The 21,577-nt window shown below is 52.5% G+C and carries 2 protein-coding genes; both read right to left on the reverse strand.

The window, feature by feature from the left end:
• Positions 1–12: 12 nt before the first annotated feature.
• Positions 13–10,773 carry a surfactin non-ribosomal peptide synthetase SrfAB gene (srfAB, locus tag OVA33_RS02685; protein ID WP_128974176.1) on the reverse strand — a complete coding sequence of 3,587 codons (10,761 nt, stop codon included), beginning with the start codon at positions 10,771–10,773 and terminating at the stop codon, positions 13–15.
• A gap of 21 nt (positions 10,774–10,794) precedes the next feature.
• Positions 10,795–21,549 (reverse strand): surfactin non-ribosomal peptide synthetase SrfAA, encoded by a 10,755-nt coding sequence (gene srfAA, locus OVA33_RS02700; RefSeq protein WP_117363978.1) that lies wholly within the window; start codon positions 21,547–21,549, stop codon positions 10,795–10,797.
• Between the last annotated feature and the right edge of the window lie 28 nt (positions 21,550–21,577).

Raw genomic sequence — 21,577 nt, forward strand, 5'->3', positions numbered from 1 at the left:
GATCTGTTTTTGTCACGTTAAATTCTCCTCAAGCATGTCAAAGATGTCTCCCATTTCATCCATTTCAAGATCCTGCGCGCTGAAATCGCTCGGCGTAAATTCTTTCTCTTCTTTGGCCGTGCAATGGCGGATGATCATTAAGAGATTGTCTTTAAACCGCTGCATCTGTGTTTCGACGGTGCTTCTTTCATATTCTTCCTGATTGTATGAGCAGGAAATGACGAAGCGGCCGCCTGTAACCATCCCGCTGAAGCTCAGTGCGTATAACGCCTCTGACTCTTCGCTGACTTGACGTCCCATATCATATGGAGACGGCTCAAACCATTCCGTTTTCACTTCATTGTCAAACTGCCCTAAGTAGTTAAAACTGATTTCAGGCGCGGCGCCTTGTTCTGTTTCATCGGATGACAGATACCGGAGAATCCCGTATCCTACACCTTTATCAGGAACGCGCCGCACCGTCTCTTTTACCGTTTTAATGACGGAAGAGACGCCGTCTTCCTTGCTGATTTGCAGAATCAAAGGATATTGGGCCGTAAACCAGCCGACCGTCCGTGAAATATTGACATTCGGTATGATTTCTTCCCGGCCGTGTCCTTCTAAGTTGATGCCGACTTTGCCGTTTTCCGTCCATTCACCGATCGTTAAGCCGAGCGCGCTGAGCAGAATGTCGTTGATTTCCGTTCCGTACGGATGATGAACATCTGTAAGCAGCTGTGCCGTTTCTTCCTCAGTTAATTCACATTTCACGGCCGCCGTATGTTTGACGAGCCGTTTGTTCGGATCATGGTCTTTCGGCAGCGGCCGGAGTTCTTCCGCATCTGCCTGTGCCCAATAATCCGCCTGCTTTTTCAGCTCTTCTGATTGCGCAAATGTGTTCAGCGCCTCCGCCCAATCTTTAAAGGAGTGGGTTTTTTGCGGGAGGACGATGCTGTTTTGCTGCTGCGCCTGTTTATAACCTGAAGCGAAATCCTCAAGCAGAATTCTCCATGAAACCCCGTCCACGACGAGATGGTGAACCGCGATTAACAGATGATCGCCTTGTTCTGTCCGGTATTGCTCCGCTTTTAACAGCGGGCCGTTCTCCAGATCAAGACTGCCCTGAAGATGATCGGCAAGCCGCTGAATCTGGCTTTTCAGCATATCCTCGTCAGTTCCGTACAGATCAACGATGTCAAAGCTTGCCTTGCATTCTGTGACAGGGAGGTATGTCTGAATGATGCCTTCCCTTTCTTCACGGTAAACCATGCGGAGCGCATCATGGTGTTCAATCAATGCTTGCAGGGTTTTTTCCACCAGGTCCGGATCAAAGCCGTCTTTCGCGTGAAGCATGACGGATTGATTCCAGTGGTGTTTGTCGGTAAAGTTTCGTTCAAAGAACCAGCGCTGGATCGGCGTTAACTCCGCTTCGCCTTCGACAGGGCCCTGGTCGGCCTGCTTGCCTTCCGTCCGCTCCACATAAGAGACGAGTTCTTCGATGGTCGGGTGCTGGAAGAGGTCTTTCATCTCCAATTTATACCCGTGCTGGTTCAGGCGGCTCGCCATTTGGATGCCTTTGATCGAGTCGCCGCCGAGCGTGAAGAAATTATCGCTTACGCCGATCTGGTCAAGACCGAGCACTTCCTGCCAAATGTCAGAAAGCAGCGTCTCCATCTCCGTTTCCGGCGCTTTGTACGCGGCGCTTCCCGCTTCAATGTCCGGTTCCGGCAGGGCTTTTTTGTCAATCTTTCCGTTTGCGGTGACCGGAAGCTCGTCCATCTCCACCCAGAACGCCGGCACCATGTAGTCAGGCAGCGTGTCTTTCAGCGCGGCTTTGAGCGTTTCGATATCGTCCTGCTGAGGCGCGACATAGGCGCAAAGCGCGGTATTGCCCGCTTTGTCTTCCACGGCCGTCACCGCTGCGTCATGAACGTCCGCAAGCCGGGCGAGGCGGACTTCGATTTCTGAAAGCTCGATCCGGTAGCCCCGCACTTTGACCTGCTGGTCAATACGCCCGATGTATTCGATCCCGCACTGCGCGTTCCATTTGACGAGGTCGCCGGTCCGGTACATGCGCTCGCCGGGCACGAACGGATCTGCGGTAAACCGCTTCGCCGTTTCTTCTTCACGGTTCAGGTATCCGCGCGCAAGTCCGCGGCCGGCCACGCACAATTCACCGGCAATGCCTTCCGGCTGCACCTGATCTCCGTCGCCGAGAATATAAACTCTCGTATTGGCAATCGCCCGTCCGATCGAAAGCGACCCTTCCTCCGGATTGATGACGCCGCTTGTCGCGACGACGGTGTTTTCCGTCGGGCCGTAGTTGTTGACGATCGTGTACGGCTGTTTCACCGCCCGCTTCAGCTTATCGCCGCCGACGAGAAGCATGCGGAGAGAGGTATTTTCCAGCTCCATAAATTGTTCGGCGAGCTGCGTAGGCAGGAAGGTGATGGTCACGCCGTGCTCTTCGAAATAGTGATTTAAGCGGGTGATATCCAGCCGGATCGCTTCGTCAATGACGTGAAGCTCCGCGCCGATGGTCCATGTCGGGAACATCTCCCAGATGGAGGCGTCAAAACCGAAGCCCGCGTATTTGGCGCTTTTATCATCCGCCGTCATGGCGAATGCGTCGTGATGCCAGAAGCACAGGTTCACCAGCGCATGGTGTTCGACCATGACACCTTTCGGCTGTCCGGTCGTTCCTGACGTGTAAATCATATAAGCGAGATGATCCGCCGTTGTTTCCGTCTGCGGGTTCGCTTCATCGTTTTCATCAAGCGGCAGGCTCAGAATGGAGCGGCTGCCGTCAAGCAGAATCGTTTCTCCGTTGTAGCTGTCCGGCACGTCCAGCGCTTCCTGTGTGAGAAGAAGCTTCGCGCCGCTGTCCTGCAGAATGTAGCTGATCCGCTCTTCCGGATAGTCGGGGTCAATCGGCACAAATGCCGCGCCCGCTTTCAGGACGCCGAGTACGCCCGCGGCCATTTCCAAGGAGGGTTTCGTCAGGATGCCGACACGCTCGTCAGCCGTGACGCCGCAGTCCATGAGAATGCGCGCGATGCGATTCGCCCTTGCGTTCAGCTCGCCGTACGTCCATTTCGCGCCGTTATATGCCACGGCCGGCCGGTTCGCGTAGCGGGCGGCCGTTTCTTCAAAGAGACGGTGAACCGTTTTGTCCCGCGGCACAGAGAGTGTTTTTCCTTTCCATGTGTTGAGGAGGGCTTGTTTTTCAGCATCGCTGATCAGTGAAATCTCAGGCAGCTTTCTGTCCGGACTTTCTGCCGCTTGCTTCAGAATCCGCAGGAACCCGGCGCTCCACTTTTCAATTGTTTCTTTTTTAAACAGATCAGTCGCATATTCAAACTGAAGGCCGAGGCCTTCTTGATCCGTAAATCCGCCGAGTGTCAGATCGAATTTCGCCGTGCCTTGGTTTGACTCATACGGAGTGATGCGCAGGTTCTCCAGTTCCAGTGTTTCTTTATCCGGATCTTCTGTCGTCACCATGACTTGGAACAACGGATTTCGGCTCATATCTCTCGACAGGTCAAGCTTTCCGATCAGATCCTCAAACGGATAATCCTGATGCGCCAGCGCGTCGAGATTGGTTTGTTTCACCCGTTCGAGCAGCCCGGCGAAGGTCTGCTCTTTGCGCGTTTCATTGCGAAGCGCAAGCGTATTGACAAACATCCCCGGCATTTCCTGAACTTCGGCGTTCGTTCTTCCGGCGGTCACCGAGCCGATAATGATATCGCGCTGCCCCGTGATTTTGCTCAAAAAGACATGGAACGCGGCGTGAAGCACCATATGAAGAGTCGCTCCTGATGATTCCATTAATTCACGCACCGCTTTTTCCGTTTCACGCCCCGCTCTGAAACGGACGTATTGTCCTTTAAAACTTTGAACCGGCGGACGGGGGAAATCAGTCGGCAGATTCAATTCAGGAAGCTCGCCGGAAAATGCGGAGAGCCAATAACGCTCATGGTCTTTCATCCGTTCGGCCTGCTCAGGTTCATTCTGCCAGACGGCGAAGTCTTTATAGTGCAGGTTCGGCGACGGCAGGCTCCCGCCTTTGTAAAGGTGAGCGAGCTCTTTGACCAGCATGCTTCTGGACACGCCGTCGGCAATAATATGATGCATATCCAGCAGCAGCAGGTGTTTCTTTTCATTCAGTCTGACAAGAGCGGCCCGAATGAGCGGAGCCGCGCTCAGATCAAACGGCTTAATGAATGCCTGAATGATAAGATCCGCTTTCTCCTCGTCCGCTGCTTCAAAAATGTGCAGGTCAATGTCAGCCTGTTCTGCGATCTTCTGCATCGGCTGACCTTTTTGATCGATAAAGGACGTCCGCAAAGATTCGTGGCGATTGATCATCTGATTGAGCGCTTCCTGAAGCCTTGAAATATTGACTTCTCCTTCCATCAGAAGAACGGACGGCATATTATAGCTGATTGTCTCCCGGTCAAGCTGGTTCAGGACGTACATCCGTTTTTGGGCGGATGATAACGGGTACGCGTCTGCACTGTCTGCCGGTGTGATCATCCGATATCCCTCAGATACCGCCGATTTTTCGATATATGCGGCAAGCAGGCGGACAGTCGGCTGTTCGAACAGCGCTTTTAACGGAACCGTTTTGTCCAGTTCAGCCTGAATATTGGCGAGGAGCATCATGCCTTTTAAAGAGTGCCCGCCGTAATCGAAGAAATTATCGTCGATGCCGAGCGTATCCGTACCGAGTGTCTGTTTCCAAATGCGGCACAGCTTTTCCTCCAATTCCGTTTCCGGCAAGGCTGAAGCAATTTGCGCCGTTTGGCTGACGCCCGGTTTCGGGAGGGCGTTTTTATCGGTTTTTCCGTTGGCTGTGAGCGGAATGCGGTCTACCTGCACGAAGTAAGCCGGAAGCATATGAGACGGCAGTGTTTCGGAAAGCCGTTTGCGAAGCTCAGAGCCTTTCAGCCCGCTGTCGGCTTTATAGTACGCGCACAGTTCCGGCAGCCCGCCTTCGCTGACTGCGAGAACGACCGCCTCCTGAATGCCGTTTACGCTTAACAGCACAGTTTCAACCTCTTTTAATTCAATGCGGTAGCCCCGGATTTTCACTTGATCATCCGCACGGCCGATAAATTCAATCGTCCCGTCAGAAAGCCTGCGGACGACATCTCCCGTTTTGTACATCAGGCTGTCCGGTGAAAAAGGATTTGAGAGAAATTTCTCCGCCGTCAGCTGCGGACGGTGAAGATATCCTCTGGCAAGCCCCTTCCCGGTAATATAAAGCTCGCCGCTTGCGCCCGGAGGAACGAGCTGCATTGCTCCGTCCAATACAAGCGCGCCGGTATTTGCGATCGGGCGGCCGATGACGGGACGCTGCTCATATTGATCAAGACGCTCCATATTGATCCGTTCCGCAATGGCGCCGATCGTCGTTTCCGTCGGCCCGTAGTGATTGATGAAGTCGGTATGGGCGTATACGTCATGAAACTTGCGGACATCGGACGTGATGATCTTTTCTCCGCCGAGCACCACTAAACGAAGCGGGCTGAAACGGCGTTCTGACGTAAAACGGGCTGTGTTGACGATCATATGGAACAATGACGGCGTCAGTTTCATATACGTAATGCCGTTTTTCTGTATATACTCACCAAGCTGATCAGGCGCGGTGTACGTCTCTTTCGGCACAATGTGCAGCTCGCCGCCCGCCTGAAGAATCGGGAATATGGCCGTATAGCCGAGATCAAATGCGTAAGAAGACAGCAGCACGGATTTGTCAGCTTCGGTCAAACCGGCTTCACGGCTGAACCATGTAACATAATTGATTAGATTGCGGTGCTCCAGCTGGACGCCTTTCGGTTTGCCCGTTGTTCCCGAGGTATAAATGATATAGGCAAGCTGGTCGGCGCCGGGCTCCGTTTCAAGCCGGTCGGCGCTTTCGTTCTGCCATTCTCCGTCTTCCATTACGACCGTTTTTCCTTTATAAACGGCGGCCGCGGTCATGTTTCTCTCATTAACGACCAGAAGCTTCGTTCCGCTGTCTTCAAGAGAGTAGCGGATTCTCTCTTCAGGGGTCTCCGGATCAATCGGGAGAAATGCCGCTCCGGCTTTCATGACGCCGAGAATCGCGGTAATCAAGTCGGCCGAACGATCCATCATAATGGCCACGATGTCCTCACTGCCCGTTCCGCAAGCCTGAAGGTGGCGGGCAAACCGGTTCGAGCGTTCATCAAGCTCACGATATGTCAGACTTGTGCCGCCCGCAACCGCCGTGAGATCAGGCGTTTTTTGCGCTTGCCGTTCAAACAGCGAAACAAAAGTGCCCTCAGGCAGATCCGCTTCCGTCCGTTTTTCATCAGAAAGGAGCGCTTCCCGCTCAGGAGCGGACAGCAGGCTTGCGTCGGACAGCTGAATATCCGGATTTTCAGCGCAGGCTTTAATCAGATTGACAAAATGAGCGCTCCAGCGGCGGATGGTTTCGTCCGCAAATAAGGCTTTCGCGTAATCAAAGCTCAATCCGACCTCTTCTCCGCGCTCAGCCGCTTCTAAGGATAGATCAAATTTAGCGACATGATGATGCATGGAGTAAGAAGAAATCTCCAAATCTCCGAGCCGCAGGGCCGGGATCTCCATGTTCTGCATATTAAATAACACGCTGAACAGCGGACTCCGGCTTGTGTCCCTCGTTAACGGCAGTTTTTCAATTAATTCTTCAAGCGGATAGCTTTGATGCTCAAAAGCTTGAAGGCTCGCCGTTTTCACTTCATCCAGAAATTGCTTGAACGTTTTTTTGCCGGCAGGATGCGACCGAAGCGCCACAGTGTTGACAAACATGCCCGGCACGTCTTGGAGATCAGGATGCTGTCTTCCGGCCGCCGGAGACCCGACTATGATGTCTTCCTGCCCCGAATATTTGGACAGCAGCACTTGAAAAGCGGCTAACAAGAACATGTACATCGTCGTATCCGTATCAGCCAGCAGCTTCTTAATCTGCGCCGTCACCTGTTTATCAAGCCCGAAGATGACGCGTTCCCCTTCAAAACTGCGCTCGGCAGGACGCGGGAAATCAAGCGGCAGATCCAGCACCGGCAGATCGCCTTTGAACGTATCAAGCCAGTAAGCTTCGTGCTGATCGAGATTTGCTTTTTCACGCTGCCAGACTGAAAAATCCTTATAATGAATCTTTGGCAGCTCAAGCTCCGTGCCTTGATAAAGCTTCGCAAGATCACCGATGAAAATGCCCATTGAGCTTCCGTCCGTAATAATGTGGTGCATGTCAATCAGCAGAAGATGCCGATCTTCTTCAAGCCGGATCAGCTTCGAACGGACCAGCGGCGCATGATTGAGCGCAAACGGCCTGATAAAGGCTTTTGTCAGCTCTTCTGCATCTTCTTCCCGGCCCTCGGCGGTTTCAAGCTCGAACGACACATTTTTATGAATGGTCTGCACGACTTCTCCATCTGCCATGTCAAACGACGTACGCAGTGTCTCATGACGGTTGATTAATGCCTGCATGGCCTCTTCAAGACGGTTTTTGTCTACTGATCCTTCCAGCAGAAGTACAGCAGGGACGTTGTAGCTCGTGCTGGCCTGTCCGAGCTGATTAAGGATATACATCCTGCGCTGTGCTGAGGAAACAGGATAATGCTTCTGATAAGGCGCTTGTCGGATCGGTTCAAACTGCTGTTCCTCCTCGCTCTCATGCTCCAAATAATACGCAAGCTCCTGAATGGTCGGCTTTTCAAATAACACTTTAATCGGCACTTCTTTTTGAAAGTGTTCCTGGATTTTAGCGGTCATCATCATAGCTTTTAAAGAATGTCCGCCAATCGTGAAGAAATTGTCAGTCACACCCGCTTTTACACCGAGAATGCCTTCCCAAATGTCCGCGAGTTTCTGCTCCGCTTCCGTTTTCGGCGCTTCGTATTCTTTTTGAACGGCTTCAGCCTGAGGCTCAGGCAGCGCTTTTTTATCAATTTTTCCGTTCGCCGTCAGCGGAAACTGATTCATCTGGATGAAGTGCGCGGGAATCATGTATTCCGGAAGTGATTCCGAAAGCGTTTTGCGCAGGTCTTCCGGCGAAAGGGCTTGGTCTGCGGTAAAGTAAGCGCAGATTTCATTTTCATCCGCTTTATTTTTCCGGATCACAGCCGCAGATTCCGTCACATTCTCCGCCTGGCTGATTTTCGCCTCGATTTCGCCGAGCTCGATTCTGAAACCGCGGACCTTTACTTGATTGTCAATTCTGCCGAGAAACTCGATCGTGCCGTCCGGAAGCCACTTCGCCAAGTCCCCCGTCCGGTATATCATTTCATCCGGTCTGAACGGATCGCGGACAAACTGCTTCTCCGTTAGTTCAGGCAGATTCACATAGCCTCTTGCCACTCCGCTTCCGCCGACGCACAGCTCACCGGGAGCGCCGATCGGCTGAAGGTTGCGGTTTTCGTCCATAATGTACGCAGTGGAATTTCCGATCGGCTTCCCGATCGGGATCGAGCCGTCGTAGTCCTGATCAATGAGAAAACTCGTCGAAAACGTCGTATTCTCCGTCGGCCCGTAGCCGTTCCAAAGCGACAGCTCCGGTGATGCCTTCCTCACTTTGCTGACGATATGCGGCACAAGCGCATCACCGCCGATGATGAGGTGCCGGAGCGTGTTAAACATGCCGGCATCCTTTTGGGCAAGCTGATTAAACAGCGGAGACGTCAGCCACATGGTCGTGATCCGCTGCTCTTTCAGAAATTGGGCGAATTGTCCGGCGTCAAGCAGCGTCTCTTTTTTCACCGGGTGCAATGACGCTCCGTTCAGCAATGCGCCGAAGACTTCGAAGGTTCCGGCATCAAAGCTGACGGCTCCCGTTTGCGCCATCCGGTCTTCTTCATGAACCGGCACGTAATTCGAATGTTTGACGAGCCTGATGATATTTCTGTGTTCAATCATGACGCCTTTCGGTTTGCCGGTCGATCCGGATGTATACATGATATACGCCAAGTCGTTGCCGCCGGCCGGAAGATTCAAGTCTGTTCCGCTTACCGTTTCATCCGCGCTTTCATCCAGCATGACGACCGGGACTTGCAATGCGCCCGCTTGTTCTTGATATGCCTGAACCGTCAGCACGAGCCGAATCGAGCTGTCTTCCGCCATAAAGCGGAGACGGTCCTCCGGAAAAGCCGGATCAATCGGCACATATGCGCCGCCTGCTTTTAGGACGGCAAGCATTCCTATAACGGTTTCCGCAGACCGGTCGTTCATAATAGCGGCGGTCCGGCCTTTTTCCAGCCCGCTCTTCACAAGGCGTCTCGCCAGGCGGTTGGCCGCTTCGTTCACTTCACGGTAGGTCCATTCGCGTCCCGCTTCTTTTATTGCGCTGCTTGCAGGCGTCCGGTTTGCCTGTGCTTCAAACAAACGGTGAACGGCCTCCTCTTCCGGAAGCGCCGTTTTTGTATCATTGAATATCTCAACAATCTGCCGCTCTTCTTCGCCTGAAACAAGGCCGAGTTCCCGCACGGGCGCATCAGGCGTTCCGACCGCCGCTTTCATCATGCAGGTCAGATGATGCGCCGTTCGTTCGATGGCATCATGAGCGAAAGCCGCTCCGTTGTATTTGATTTTGACAGTCCACGTTTTTCCCGGATACACGATGAGATTGAAATCAAAGCTCGTCTGCTCAAAAGCATGTTCAACTTTAATGGAAAAGCCGAGTCTTTCCTCCATGCCCCCGTTTTCCAGCTCTTTGTCCAGCGGATAGTTTTCAAACGCGACCAAATGATTCAAGAGGCTGCCGTCCAGAGCGGAGCGCTTTTGAATGTCATAGAGCGGCACATAATCATAGCGCTCGGCTTCCACGGCGTTTTTCTGAACTGCCGCCATCACGTCAGAAAAGGCTGCATCTTTGTCAATCTTGATTCTGACGGGAATCGTATTGATGAACAGCCCCGCCATCGTTTCAATGCCGTTGATTTCTGAAGGACGGCCTGATACGACGGTGCCGAACACCACATCGTCTGTATAGTTGTATTTGCTGAGCACCGCACCCCAAACGGCCTGAAACAGGTTAGGCCCCGTGACTTGATGCCGGTTGGCGGTCTGCTGAATCTGCGCGACCAGCTCTTCATCCCAGACAAAAGAATATTCTTCATTTTGGTAGTCTTTCTTTTCTGATGCCAGACGGCCCGGGAGCAGGCTCGGCTGTTCGAAATCCGCCAGGCGGCTGCTCCAATATTGTTCCGCCTCCTCATAATCCCGGCCTCCGAGCCATTTGATATAGTCAGAGTAAGGTTTGCCCTGGCTTCCCCCGGCGGGCCGGCCGGCACGAAGCGCTTCATAGTTTTGAAACAGGCTTTTCATCAAAACGCCCATACTCCAGCCGTCCATGACGATATGATGATTGCTCCAGACGAGATACAGCTCCTTCTCACTGAGTCTGAACACCGCCGCTTTAAAGAGAATATCCTTCGCCAGATGAAAGCCCTGCTGCTGCACGCCGCGTTTATAGCGTTCAATATATTCGGTTTGGCGCGCTTCATCTAATTGACTGATATCTTCATAGTGCACCTTCGTCTTCCGCTCCGCCAATACGACTTGGCGCGGTTTTTGAAGCTGCTGGTGCACGAATACCGTACGCAGGATGTCATATGTCCGGATCAGCTCATTGACGCTTTTTTCAAAAAGCTCCAGCTGAAAGCTTCCGTGAATCCTAAGCTCTAATTGTGTGAAGTAGGAGGAAGAATGCGGATCAAGCAGCGCATGATACAGCATTCCCTCCTGCATCGGTGTGAGTGCATACACCTTTTGAATTGATTTTTTGCTCATATGTCACCTCTGTCTTTTCTGTTAGAGAATTTCCATTAATTTATCAAGTTCATCAAGCGTCAGATCATCATCGCCAAGATCGCTAGGCGTAAGCTCAGGTCCGTCTTGGGCCAGGCAGTGATCTATGATTTTCAAGAGGTGCCCTTTAAAGCTGTCACTGAACGATTGAATGGTTTTTTCATGAAATTCGAGAGAATGATAGGCAAACGTCATCGTCATCTGCCCGTTTTCTATAAATCCGACAATATCAAGCGCATTCGGCTTCTCTGTGTCAGGGCTCAGCGATTGTCCTGACGGCATCCCGGATCTTGTAAATAAGCCGGAATCCGACATCTCATTAAACTGGCCTAAGTAGTTAAAGCTGATATCCGGATCAATCTCAAATGAAAGATTCTCTTTATGCTCAGGCGCCGTTACATAACGCAGAATACCGTAGCCGACTCCTTTGTTCGGGATGTGTCTGATGTCTTCTTTCATTTGTTTCAGCTGATATGAAAGATCGTCGGCGTGCTTCATCTCAAGGATCATCGGATACATGCTCGTAAACCATCCGACCGTCCGGGTGATATTCAAGCCGTCAAGAATGTCTTCGCGCCCGTGGCCTTCCAAATGAACGCCGATCGTGTCTTCACCCGTCCACTCTTTCAGCGCCAGTCCGAGCGCCGTGAGCAGGATGTCGTTCATTTCGGTGTGATAGGCTTCATGTACGTTTGTCGTCAGCTGTTCAGTTTGTTCAGGCGTCAGAGAGAAGCTGACCGTTCTCGTATGTTTCATGCGCTGATCACCAGACTGCCTGTCTTTCGGAAGCTGAGTGCACACCTCTTTTTCCTCAAGCTCTCTCCAGTAATCCGCTTCTTTCAGAAACGCCTTCGTATTTGCGTATTCTTTGATTCTCTCGGCAAATTCGGCGAATGAATGTGTTTTCGGCGGCAGCGCCGGTTCATTGCCTTGCTTCAGCTGCGTATAAACGGACGTGAAGTCCTCCAGTAAAATCCGCCAAGATACACCATCCACGACTAAGTGATGGATTGCGAGAAGAAGGTGGTCTCCATCTTCAGCCCGGAAGAGCCCGGCCTTCAGCAGATGTCCTGTTTCCAGTGAAATACTGCTTTGAAGACGGTCTGCTTCCCTTTCGATACGGTCCTCATGGTCTTCAGCAGGTCCGTTCAGCTCAAAGACGTTCAGTTCAACAGACACATCCTCAAGTCCTCTGTAATACGGTTTTTGTTCACGATAAATCATCCGGAGCGCATCATGGTGCACCGTCAGGACATGTAATGTTTTTTCTGTTATCTCCGGATCAAAGCCGTCTTTCGCGTGAAGCATGACGGATTGATTCCAGTGGTGTTTGTCCGTGAAGTTTTTCTCAAAGAACCAGCGCTGGATCGGCGTTAACTCCGCTTCACCTTCGACAGGGCCCTGGTCGGCCTGCTTGCCTTCCGTCCGCTCCACATAAGAGACGAGTTCTTCGATGGTCGGGTGCTGGAAGAGGTCTTTCATCTCCAATTTATACCCGTGCTGGTTCAGGCGGCTCGCCATTTGGATGCCTTTGATCGAGTCGCCGCCGAGCGTGAAGAAATTATCGCTTACGCCGATCTGGTCAAGACCGAGCACTTCCTGCCAAATGTCAGAAAGCAGCGTCTCCATCTCCGTTTCCGGCGCTTTGTACGCGGCGCTTCCCGCTTCAATGTCCGGTTCCGGCAGGGCTTTTTTGTCAATCTTTCCGTTTGCGGTGACCGGAAGCTCGTCCATCTCCACCCAGAACGCCGGCACCATGTAGTCAGGCAGCGTGTCTTTCAGCGCGGCTTTGAGCGTTTCGATATCGTCCTGCTGAGGCGCGACATAGGCGCAAAGCGCGGTATTGCCCGCTTTGTCTTCCACCGCCGTCACCGCTGCGTCATGAACGTCCGCAAGCTGGGCGAGGCGGACTTCGATTTCTGAAAGCTCGATCCGGTAGCCCCGCACTTTGACCTGCTGGTCGATACGCCCGATGTATTCGATGCCGCACTGCGCGTTCCATTTGACGAGGTCGCCGGTCCGGTACATGCGCTCGCCGGGCACGAACGGATCGGCGGTAAACCGCTTCGCCGTTTCTTCTTCACGGTTCAGGTATCCGCGCGCAAGTCCGCGGCCTGCCACGCATAATTCACCGGCAATGCCTTCCGGCTGCACCTGATCGCCGTCGCCGAGAATATAAGCTCTCGTATTGGCAATCGCCCGTCCGATCGAAAGCGACCCTTCCTCCGGATTGATGACGCCGCTTGTCGCGACGACGGTGTTTTCCGTCGGGCCGTAGTTGTTGACGATCGTGTACGGCTGTTTCACCGCCCGCTTCAGCTTATCGCCGCCGACGAGAAGCATGCGGAGAGAGGTATTTTCCAGCTCCATAAATTGTTCGGCGAGCTGCGTAGGCAGGAAGGTGATGGTCACGCCGTGCTCTTCGAAATAGTGATTTAAGCGGGTGATATCCAGCCGGATCGCTTCGTCAATGACGTGAAGCTCCGCGCCGATGGTCCATGTCGGGAACATCTCCCAGATGGAGGCGTCAAAACCGAAGCCCGCGTATTTGGCGCTTTTATCATCCGCCGTCATGGCGAATGCGTCGTGATGCCAGAAGCACAGGTTCACCAGCGCATGGTGTTCGACCATGACACCTTTCGGCTGTCCGGTCGTTCCTGACGTGTAAATCATATAAGCGAGATGATCCGCCGTTGTTTCCGTCTGCGGGTTCGCTTCATCGTTTTCATCAAGCGGCAGGCTCAGAATGGAGCGTCCGCCGTCAAGCAGAATCGTTTCTCCGTTGTAGCTGTCCGGCACGTCCAGCGCTTCCTGTGTGAGAAGAAGCTTCGCGCCGCTGTCCTGCAGAATGTAGATGATCCGCTCTTCCGGGTAGTCGGGGTCAATCGGCACAAATGCCGCGCCCGCTTTCAGGACGCCGAGTACGCCCGCGGCCATTTCCAAGGACGGTTTCGTCAGGATGCCGACACGCTCGTCAGCCGTGACGCCGCAGTCCATGAGAATGCGCGCGATGCGATTCGCCCTTGCGTTCAGCTCGCCGTACGTCCATTTCGCGCCGTTATATGCCGCGGCCGGCCGGTTCGCGTGGCGGGCGGCCGTTTCTTCAAAGAGACGGTGAACCGTTTTGTCCCGCGGCACAGAGAGTGTTTTTCCTTTCCATGCGTTGAGGAGAGCTTGTTTTTCTGTTTTATTCACCAATGAAAGCTCAGAAAGCTTCGCAGCCGGATTTTCCGCTGCTGCTTCTAACAGTTGAAGCCAGTAATGCTTCCATGTCTCTGCCGTTTCCGGTTTAAACAGCGCGGTGTTATATTCAAGCACAAACGTTAAGCCTTCGTCTGTGTCCTCAGCCGTCATTGTCAGGTCAAACTTGGCTGTTTTTCTGTCAAACGGATGGTGCTTCAGCTCAATTCCTTCCATGACCAGATCTTCCGCATTTGCATTTTGCATTGAGAATACCGCATCAAACAGCGGATTTCTGCTCGTATCACGCTGCACCTCAACCTTTTGCAGAAGGTCTTCAAGCGGATAATCCTGCGCGTCAAATGCATGTAAAGCGGTTTGTTTCACTTCTTTAAGATAGTCCGTGAACGTTTTGTCCGCTTCCGGATACGTACGAAGCGCGAGTGTATTCACAAAAACACCGATGACGTTTGCGAGATCCGCATGTGACCGTCCCGCAACCGGCGAGCCGACAATGATGTCATGCTGTCCGCTCAGTTTTGAGAGAAAGACGCTGTATGACGCCAGCAGCACCATGTACATGGTAGAATCCGTTTGTTTCGCAAGACTGCGAAGAGCCGACGTCTGTTCCTCAGTCAGAGAAAAGACCAGCTTGTCTCCTTCAAAGGTTTGCACGGCCGGACGGCTGTAATCAGCCGGCAGCGTCAATACCGGAAGCTCGCCGTCAAGCTCCCGAAGCCAATGCTCCTCCTGCTTGCGGTACTGCTCTGATTGAATAAATTTCTGCTGCCATACCGCATAGTCTTTATAATGAATCCGCAGCGGCTCAAGCGTTTCGCCGCCATACAATCGGGACAGTTCATCTATCAGCACGCCGACTGAAGCGCCGTCCGAAATGATATGGTGCATATCAAACAGCAGCAGGTGGTCATGTTCAGCCAGCTTGACCAGTCCCGTTCTGACGAGAGGAAGCTGATCCAGGCGGAACGGCCGGATAAAGCTCTGAATAATCCGTTCAGCATCTTCTTCAGAGGCTTCATAATATTCCATGTCGATATCAGCTTCCGCCCATATGCGCTGAACCGTTTCTCCATCCTTTATGTCAAATGTCGTTCTGAAGGCTTCATGGCGTTCTGTCAGCTGTTTCATGACGGATTTCAGCTTTTCTGCATCAAGCTTTCCTTTTAAGCGGAGCACAGACGGCATGTTATAGCTTGTTTCAGCGCCTTCCAGCTGCTGAAGCACGAACATCCGCTTCTGCGGTGAAGAAACCGGATACGTTTCCCGCTCGGCCGCCGGTGTGATGCTCTCAGCCGCCTTCCGCTCAGCCCCTTCAATCAGCTGCGCCAGCCCCGCAGCCGTCGGAGAAGTGAACAGATCCTTTAAGGTAAGCTGCACGCCGAATGTCTTCTGGATGAGGGCAAGCAGTTTCATCCCCGCTAACGAATGGCCTCCGATCTCAAAGAACTGATCATGGACGCCGACCCGCTCCATTTGCAGCACCTCAGCCCAAATATCCGCCAGTTTTTGTTCTGTTTCGTTGCGCGGCGCCGTATAAGACACGGCATTCGCTGCGGTCACATCCGGCATCGGCAGCGCCCGCCTGTCGATTTTTCCGTTCCCTGTAAGAGGCAGTTCATCCAATTGAATAAAGACGGACGGAATCATATAAGCCGGAAGATCCTTCGCCGTATGCTCCCTAAGCTCCCGGGAAGAGATTTCCCTGAGGCCGACAACATACGCGCAAAGAAGTTTGTCACCCGCGCCCTGATCCACAGCGAGCACAATGCATTCCTGAATCTGGTCATGGCTTTGGAGCTGATGCTCAATTTCGCCAAGCTCAATCCGCTGACCGCGGATTTTCACCTGATGATCGATACGTCCGATAAACTCGATATCGCCATTCGGAAGCCATCTGGCCAAGTCGCCCGTTTTATACATCCGTTCACCTTCCTTAAACGGATGCTCTACAAATTTTTCTTCCGTCAGTTCAGGACGGTTGTAGTACCCTTCTACGAGACCTTCCCCGCTGACGCACAGCTCTCCCGCGATACCCGCCGGCTGAATGCGTCCGGCTGAGTTCATAATAAAGACTTCCGTATTGCTGACCGGTTTCCCGATCGGAACGGAGAGCGTATCCTCTTCAATGACATCCACCGGATGGTATGTCGCAAACACCGTGCTTTCCGACGGGCCGTACATATGAAGCAGTCTTCCTTTTCCGACTGCCGCCAGCGCTTTTTTGACATGTTCTACAGACGCTCTTTCGCCCCCGAACATGATTTTCCGAAGCGTCGTCAGACAGGACGGCTCCATATCAACAAGCAGGTGGAACAGGGCCGTCGTAATCATCAGAATGCTGACGTTCTCCCGTTTGATCACACGGGACAGGCGTGACATATCCAGCACCGTATCTTTCGGGACGATCACAAGCTTTGCACCGTTTAACAGCGAACCGAACATATCAAACATAAAAGCGTCAAAGACGTAGTTTGACAGACCGAGCACTGTGTCCTCTTCAGAAACAGTCAAATAGTTCGTGTTTTTTACCGTCCGCAAAATGTTGGCATGTGTGACGATGTTTCCTTTCGGCGTTCCCGTCGTGCCTGATGTATAAGTGAGATTGGCAATCGTTTTGGAATCAAACGGCAATGCTGGATTGCGAGAGTCCTTTTCATAGCTCGCCTCATCATCAGCAAGCACAATGACGCCTTGAAAACCGGCCTTTTCCGCAAGCGGCTTGAGGCTTTGCTGAGTCATGAGCACATTCGCCCCGCTGTCGCGGAAGAAATGCTGAATCCGCTGAACCGGATGCTCAGGATCAATCGGCACATAGGCGGACCCCGCTTTTAACACAGCCATAATGGAAACAATCATATCCATTGACCGTTCACACAGAACAGCCGCGGTTTTTCCGCCGCCTCCGACCGAAAGAATATGCCGCGCAAGCCTGTTGGCGCGTTCATTCAGATGCTGATACGACAGGGTTTCCCCTTCGAACTGAAGAGCCGTCCGGTCAGGGTTCTTTCGGGCTTGTTCTTCAAAGATCTGCACGATCGTTTGCTCTTTCGGGTATACCGTGCGTTCCGGGTTGAATTGCTGTAATTGAGTCAAAGCCTCCCGTTCAGAAAGCAGATCATATTCGCTGATTTTCGCATCCGGCTGAGCTGCCGCGCTCTCCAGCAGACGGACATAGTGCGCAAGCATGCGATCCGCAGTTGAGCGCTTAAACAGCTTCGTGCAATAATCCAAATCAAGCGCAATGCCTTCCGCTGTTTCCCGGGCCTGCATGGTCAGGTCGAATTTGGCGATGTTGAAGTTTGTTTCATGAAGAGACAGCGTCAGATTACCGATCTCCGGAATTCCGTCCGAAGCATTTTGCAGACTGAACATCGTGTCAAATATCGGATGCCTGCTCATGTCCCGGGGCACGTTCAGCTCCTCGGTCAGCCACTCAAACGGATAATCCTGGTGGGAAAACGCATCCAGCACCTGCTTGCGCACATGACCTAACAAGCCGGCAAATGTCTGACCCTGCTTCACGGAGCTTCGCAGCGCAAGCGTGTTGACAAACATCCCGATAAGCCCCTCGGTATCAGAGTGGTTTCTTCCCGCTGATGGTGTTCCCACGATGATGTCTTCCTGTCCTGAATACTTAGAAAGCAGCGTATAGTATGCCGATAACAGCACCATGTAAAGGGTGGCTCCGTTTTTCTCGGCAAGCTTCTGCAGCCGTTCCCGCAGCATTTTCGGCAGCTTGACGGACACGCGGTCACCTTCAAAGCTTTGCACCTGCGGCCGCGGATAATCAGGGAGCAGCTGAAGCACCGGCAGTTCCCCGCTGAAGACTTCTTTCCAGTACGCCCGCTCCTTCTTGTAGCCTTCTTTCGCCCGTTCCGCCTGCCATACGGCATAATCTTTATATTGAATGCGCAATTCAGGCAGCTGATTTCCCCCGTAGATGTCAGCCAGTTCCTTCAGCATGATGGAAATAGACACCCCGTCAGAAATCAGGTGATGCATATCAAACAGCAGCAGATGGCGATTGTGACCGAGCGTTTGCAGGCCGATTCTGAACAGCGGCGCCTCAGATAAATCAAAACGGCGCACAAAGTCCTTCATGACCTGTTCATTCGTTCTTCCGCGCGCTTCGATCATTTCAATATGAAACGGAACATGCTCGCCAATCACTTGTCTCGGCGTGCCGTCCTCTGATTGAAACGATGTTCTGAGCGCTTCATGCCTGCTGATTAAGGCAGAAAATGCACGCTCAAGCTTTTCACGGTCTAAAGCGCCCTCAATCATGGCCGCAGCCGGCATGTTATATCCGACTCCCGCGTCTTCAAATTGGCTTGCGATATAAGTCCGCTGCTGAGCGAGCGAAAGCGGATAGCTCGCCTGCTTCTCAGCCGGCTCAATTGCACTGAATGCCGGTCCTTCGTTTCGGTTTTCCGCATAATCGGCAAGCGCCGCAATCGTCGGATGCTCAAACAAGTATTGCAGCGGAATTTCAACGCCCATTTGCTTATGAATTTTCGTCAGAAGCGTCATTGCCTTTAATGAATGACCGCCTGACTCGAAGAAATGATCATAAATGCCCGCCTTGTCCATTCCGAGGACTTCCTGCCAGATGACGGTGAGCATTTCCTCCGTTTCATTTCTCGGCGCGGCATATTCAGATGAGCTGACAGCCTGCACATCAAGCGCAAACAGCTTTTTGCGGTCCGCCTTCCCGCTCGGCGTGAGCGGAATTTCGTCCGTTTTTGTAAAGTAAGCGGGCACCATGTAATCAGGAAGGTGCTTGGACACATACTCCCTGTACTCGGCAGGGTGAAACTCGGTTCCTTTTTCCTGAACGATATATGCGCAGACATCTAAGCTGCCCTGCTGATCCGGCCGTGCCAGCACGACGGCCTGCGCCGCGCCCGGAGCTTTTCTGAGCACCGTTTCAATTTCTCCCAGCTCAATGCGGTAGCCGCGGACTTTCACCTGATCATCTTCACGGCCGATATATTCGATCGTCCCATCCGGCAGCCAGCGCGCCATATCACCCGTGCGGTACATGCGGCCGCTTCCGTTAAACGGGTCCTGCAAAAACTTCTCTGCGGTCAAATCCGGAAGATTTAAATAGCCGCGGCCTACACCGTCACCCGCGATATACAGCTCACCGGCCGTGCCGTCGGGCTGAAGCCGCTGGTGCTTATCCAATATATACAGACGGGCGTTGCCGAGCGGTTTTCCGATCGGAACGTACGCCGCCTGTTGATTCATTCCGTTATCCGCTGACACCTGATGCACGGACGCATCTACACACGTTTCTGTCGGCCCGTAGACATTCGTCAGACGCGGCGTCCTGCCCGATTGATGAAAGAGCGTCATCAGCTGTTCAGCAACAGCCGCGGACAGGCCCTCTCCCCCAATGAGCATGTGGCGCAATTCAATTCCGCTGACATCTCCCGCCGCAACCATCATCTGCAGATGCGCAGGCGTTCCGTCAGTGGCTTCAATCCGGTTTTGACGATAATAGTCCAGCAGTGCCGAGCCATTCGTCACAGTCGTTTTCGGCACGATATAAAGCGTCTGTCCCAAAAGAAGCGAAGCGAATATCTGTTTGACGGACGCATCAAAATGAAACGGAGCCAAAAGCGCCATTCTTAATGTCTGCTCACCGCATTGATAAATCTCCTGCTGCAGTGATTGCACCAGATGATGAACTTGCCGGTGCTCAATCATCACGCCTTTCGGCCGCCCCGTTGTACCTGACGTGTAGATGATGTAAGCCAGCCGGTCTGATTGAATGCCGACACCGTCCGCAGCCGTCTCATACTGAACAGCCTCGTCAAAATCAATCCGTTCGGCATCCGCTGCAGGCGCCTGTATTCCGGCCTCCGTCAGAACAGCCTTCGCTCCGCTGTCCTCCAAAATGTACTGAATCCGATCCGCCGGAAAGTCAGGATCTATCGGCACATAGGCGCCGCCCGCTTTCAAAATTCCCAATATTGCCGCAATGACACACTCAGAACGGCCAAGCAGCACCGCGACAGGAGAATCGGCTGATATCCCGGCTTGAAGAAGACGTCCGGCAATACGTCCTGACTGTTCATGCAATGTGCGATAGGACAATGTTCGGCCTTCATACACAACCGCGGGTTTGTCAGACAGTGACTTCACTTTCTCTTCAAACAGCCCCGGAATCGTCATCTCCTTGCGGTAATTCACCGGATTGCCGGAGGCCCGTTTCAGCAGCCGCTCTTTCTCGGATTCAGAAAGAAGAGTAAGTTCATCAATTATGCGATCAGGAGATGAAATCGCATCTTCAATCAGCGTGATCAAACGTTCAGAAACAGATTCAATCTCTTCCCCCTTGAAAATGTCGCTGCGATAGTCAAAATCAATCGTCAATTTCCCGGTGTCCCATCGTTCCTTCACATGAATTGAAATATCATTTGTACCGCTTCCGCTGAAAATAGGGTCTGTCAGGAAGGACAGATTCTCTTTTTTCTGCCACTGCATCACCTGGTACTCCAGAGCCACCGTAAACAATCTGCTCAGCGAACTTTTCGAAGCGCGCAAATCATTGACAAGCAGGTTATACGGATACTTTTGGTGGCGGAGAATTTTCATCAAATCCTTCATCCGGCCTTTAACGAATTCCAAGAACGACTGTCCTCCGTCAACGCTTGTCCGCACAGGCACCGTAGATACGAACATCCCGAGCATCTGCTTTTCTTTCGCATTCGTCCGGTTTCCCATAAACGTACCCGTGACAACGTCATCACGACCGGTCACTTTGTAGAGATAAGTGATCAGAGCTGACTGGAACAGAGACAGTACGCTGACTTTATGCTCCTCGCAGAATGAATGAATGCGGCCATATAAGTCGTGAGGAATTTCTTGAGAAAACCGTTTCGCATTAAGACCCGCATCTGCCTGGCTCCGTTTCAGGGACACAAGCTCCGGCACGGTCTCAAACTGCCCGTTCCAAAAATCCCGATCCTTTTTAAACCGCTTCGACTGCACATATTCCTGCTCTGTCAGCACATGCTCAATAAAAGAAGGAATCTCCGTCTGTTCCTCACTTGTCCCGCCTGAAAGCTCCAAATAAATATCAGTAATCGCATTGCCCAGAATCGTCATGGAAATCCCGTCTGAAATAATGTGATGCACATTAGCGTAAAACCAGACCTCATTTTCACTGATCGTGTGCACGGAAAAACGGAATAAATCCTGATCATATAACGCCAGAGGCTTGCCGGCTTCTTCACGCCCCCATTTGGACAGCTCGTCCGCAGAGCAGCCGGCTTGCCTGATATCCGTGTGCCCGATAGAGAGCGGACGGTATTCGCTCACATATTGAACGGGCTCCCCCTCATCATCAAGCCGCAGACGGATTCTCATCGACTCATACCGCCGGACGAATTCCTGTATCGCTTTCTCAACGTAATGAGCCTGTACGCCGTCTTCAGAAATGAGTTTCCCGAAACCGGCTAGATTTGAAATGCTTGTGTTCGGATAGAATTTTTCTGTATACCAGATACGTTTTTGAGCATTTGTTAAAGGATAAAAAGTTATTTCCATATGTGTGCGCCTCCCCTTTTTAAGATAA

This window comes from Bacillus sp. KICET-1 (genome assembly GCF_027721405.1).
In the GTDB taxonomy this organism is placed as follows: Bacteria; Bacillota; Bacilli; order Bacillales; family Bacillaceae; genus Bacillus; species Bacillus velezensis.

Excerpts from the sequence above, each read along its gene's own strand:
- srfAB (WP_128974176.1), bottom strand. The coding sequence starts at position 10,773 with ATGAGCAAAAAATCAATTCAAAAGGTGTATGCACTCACACCGATGCAG.
- srfAA (WP_117363978.1), bottom strand. The coding sequence starts at position 21,549 with ATGGAAATAACTTTTTATCCTTTAACAAATGCTCAAAAACGTATCTGG.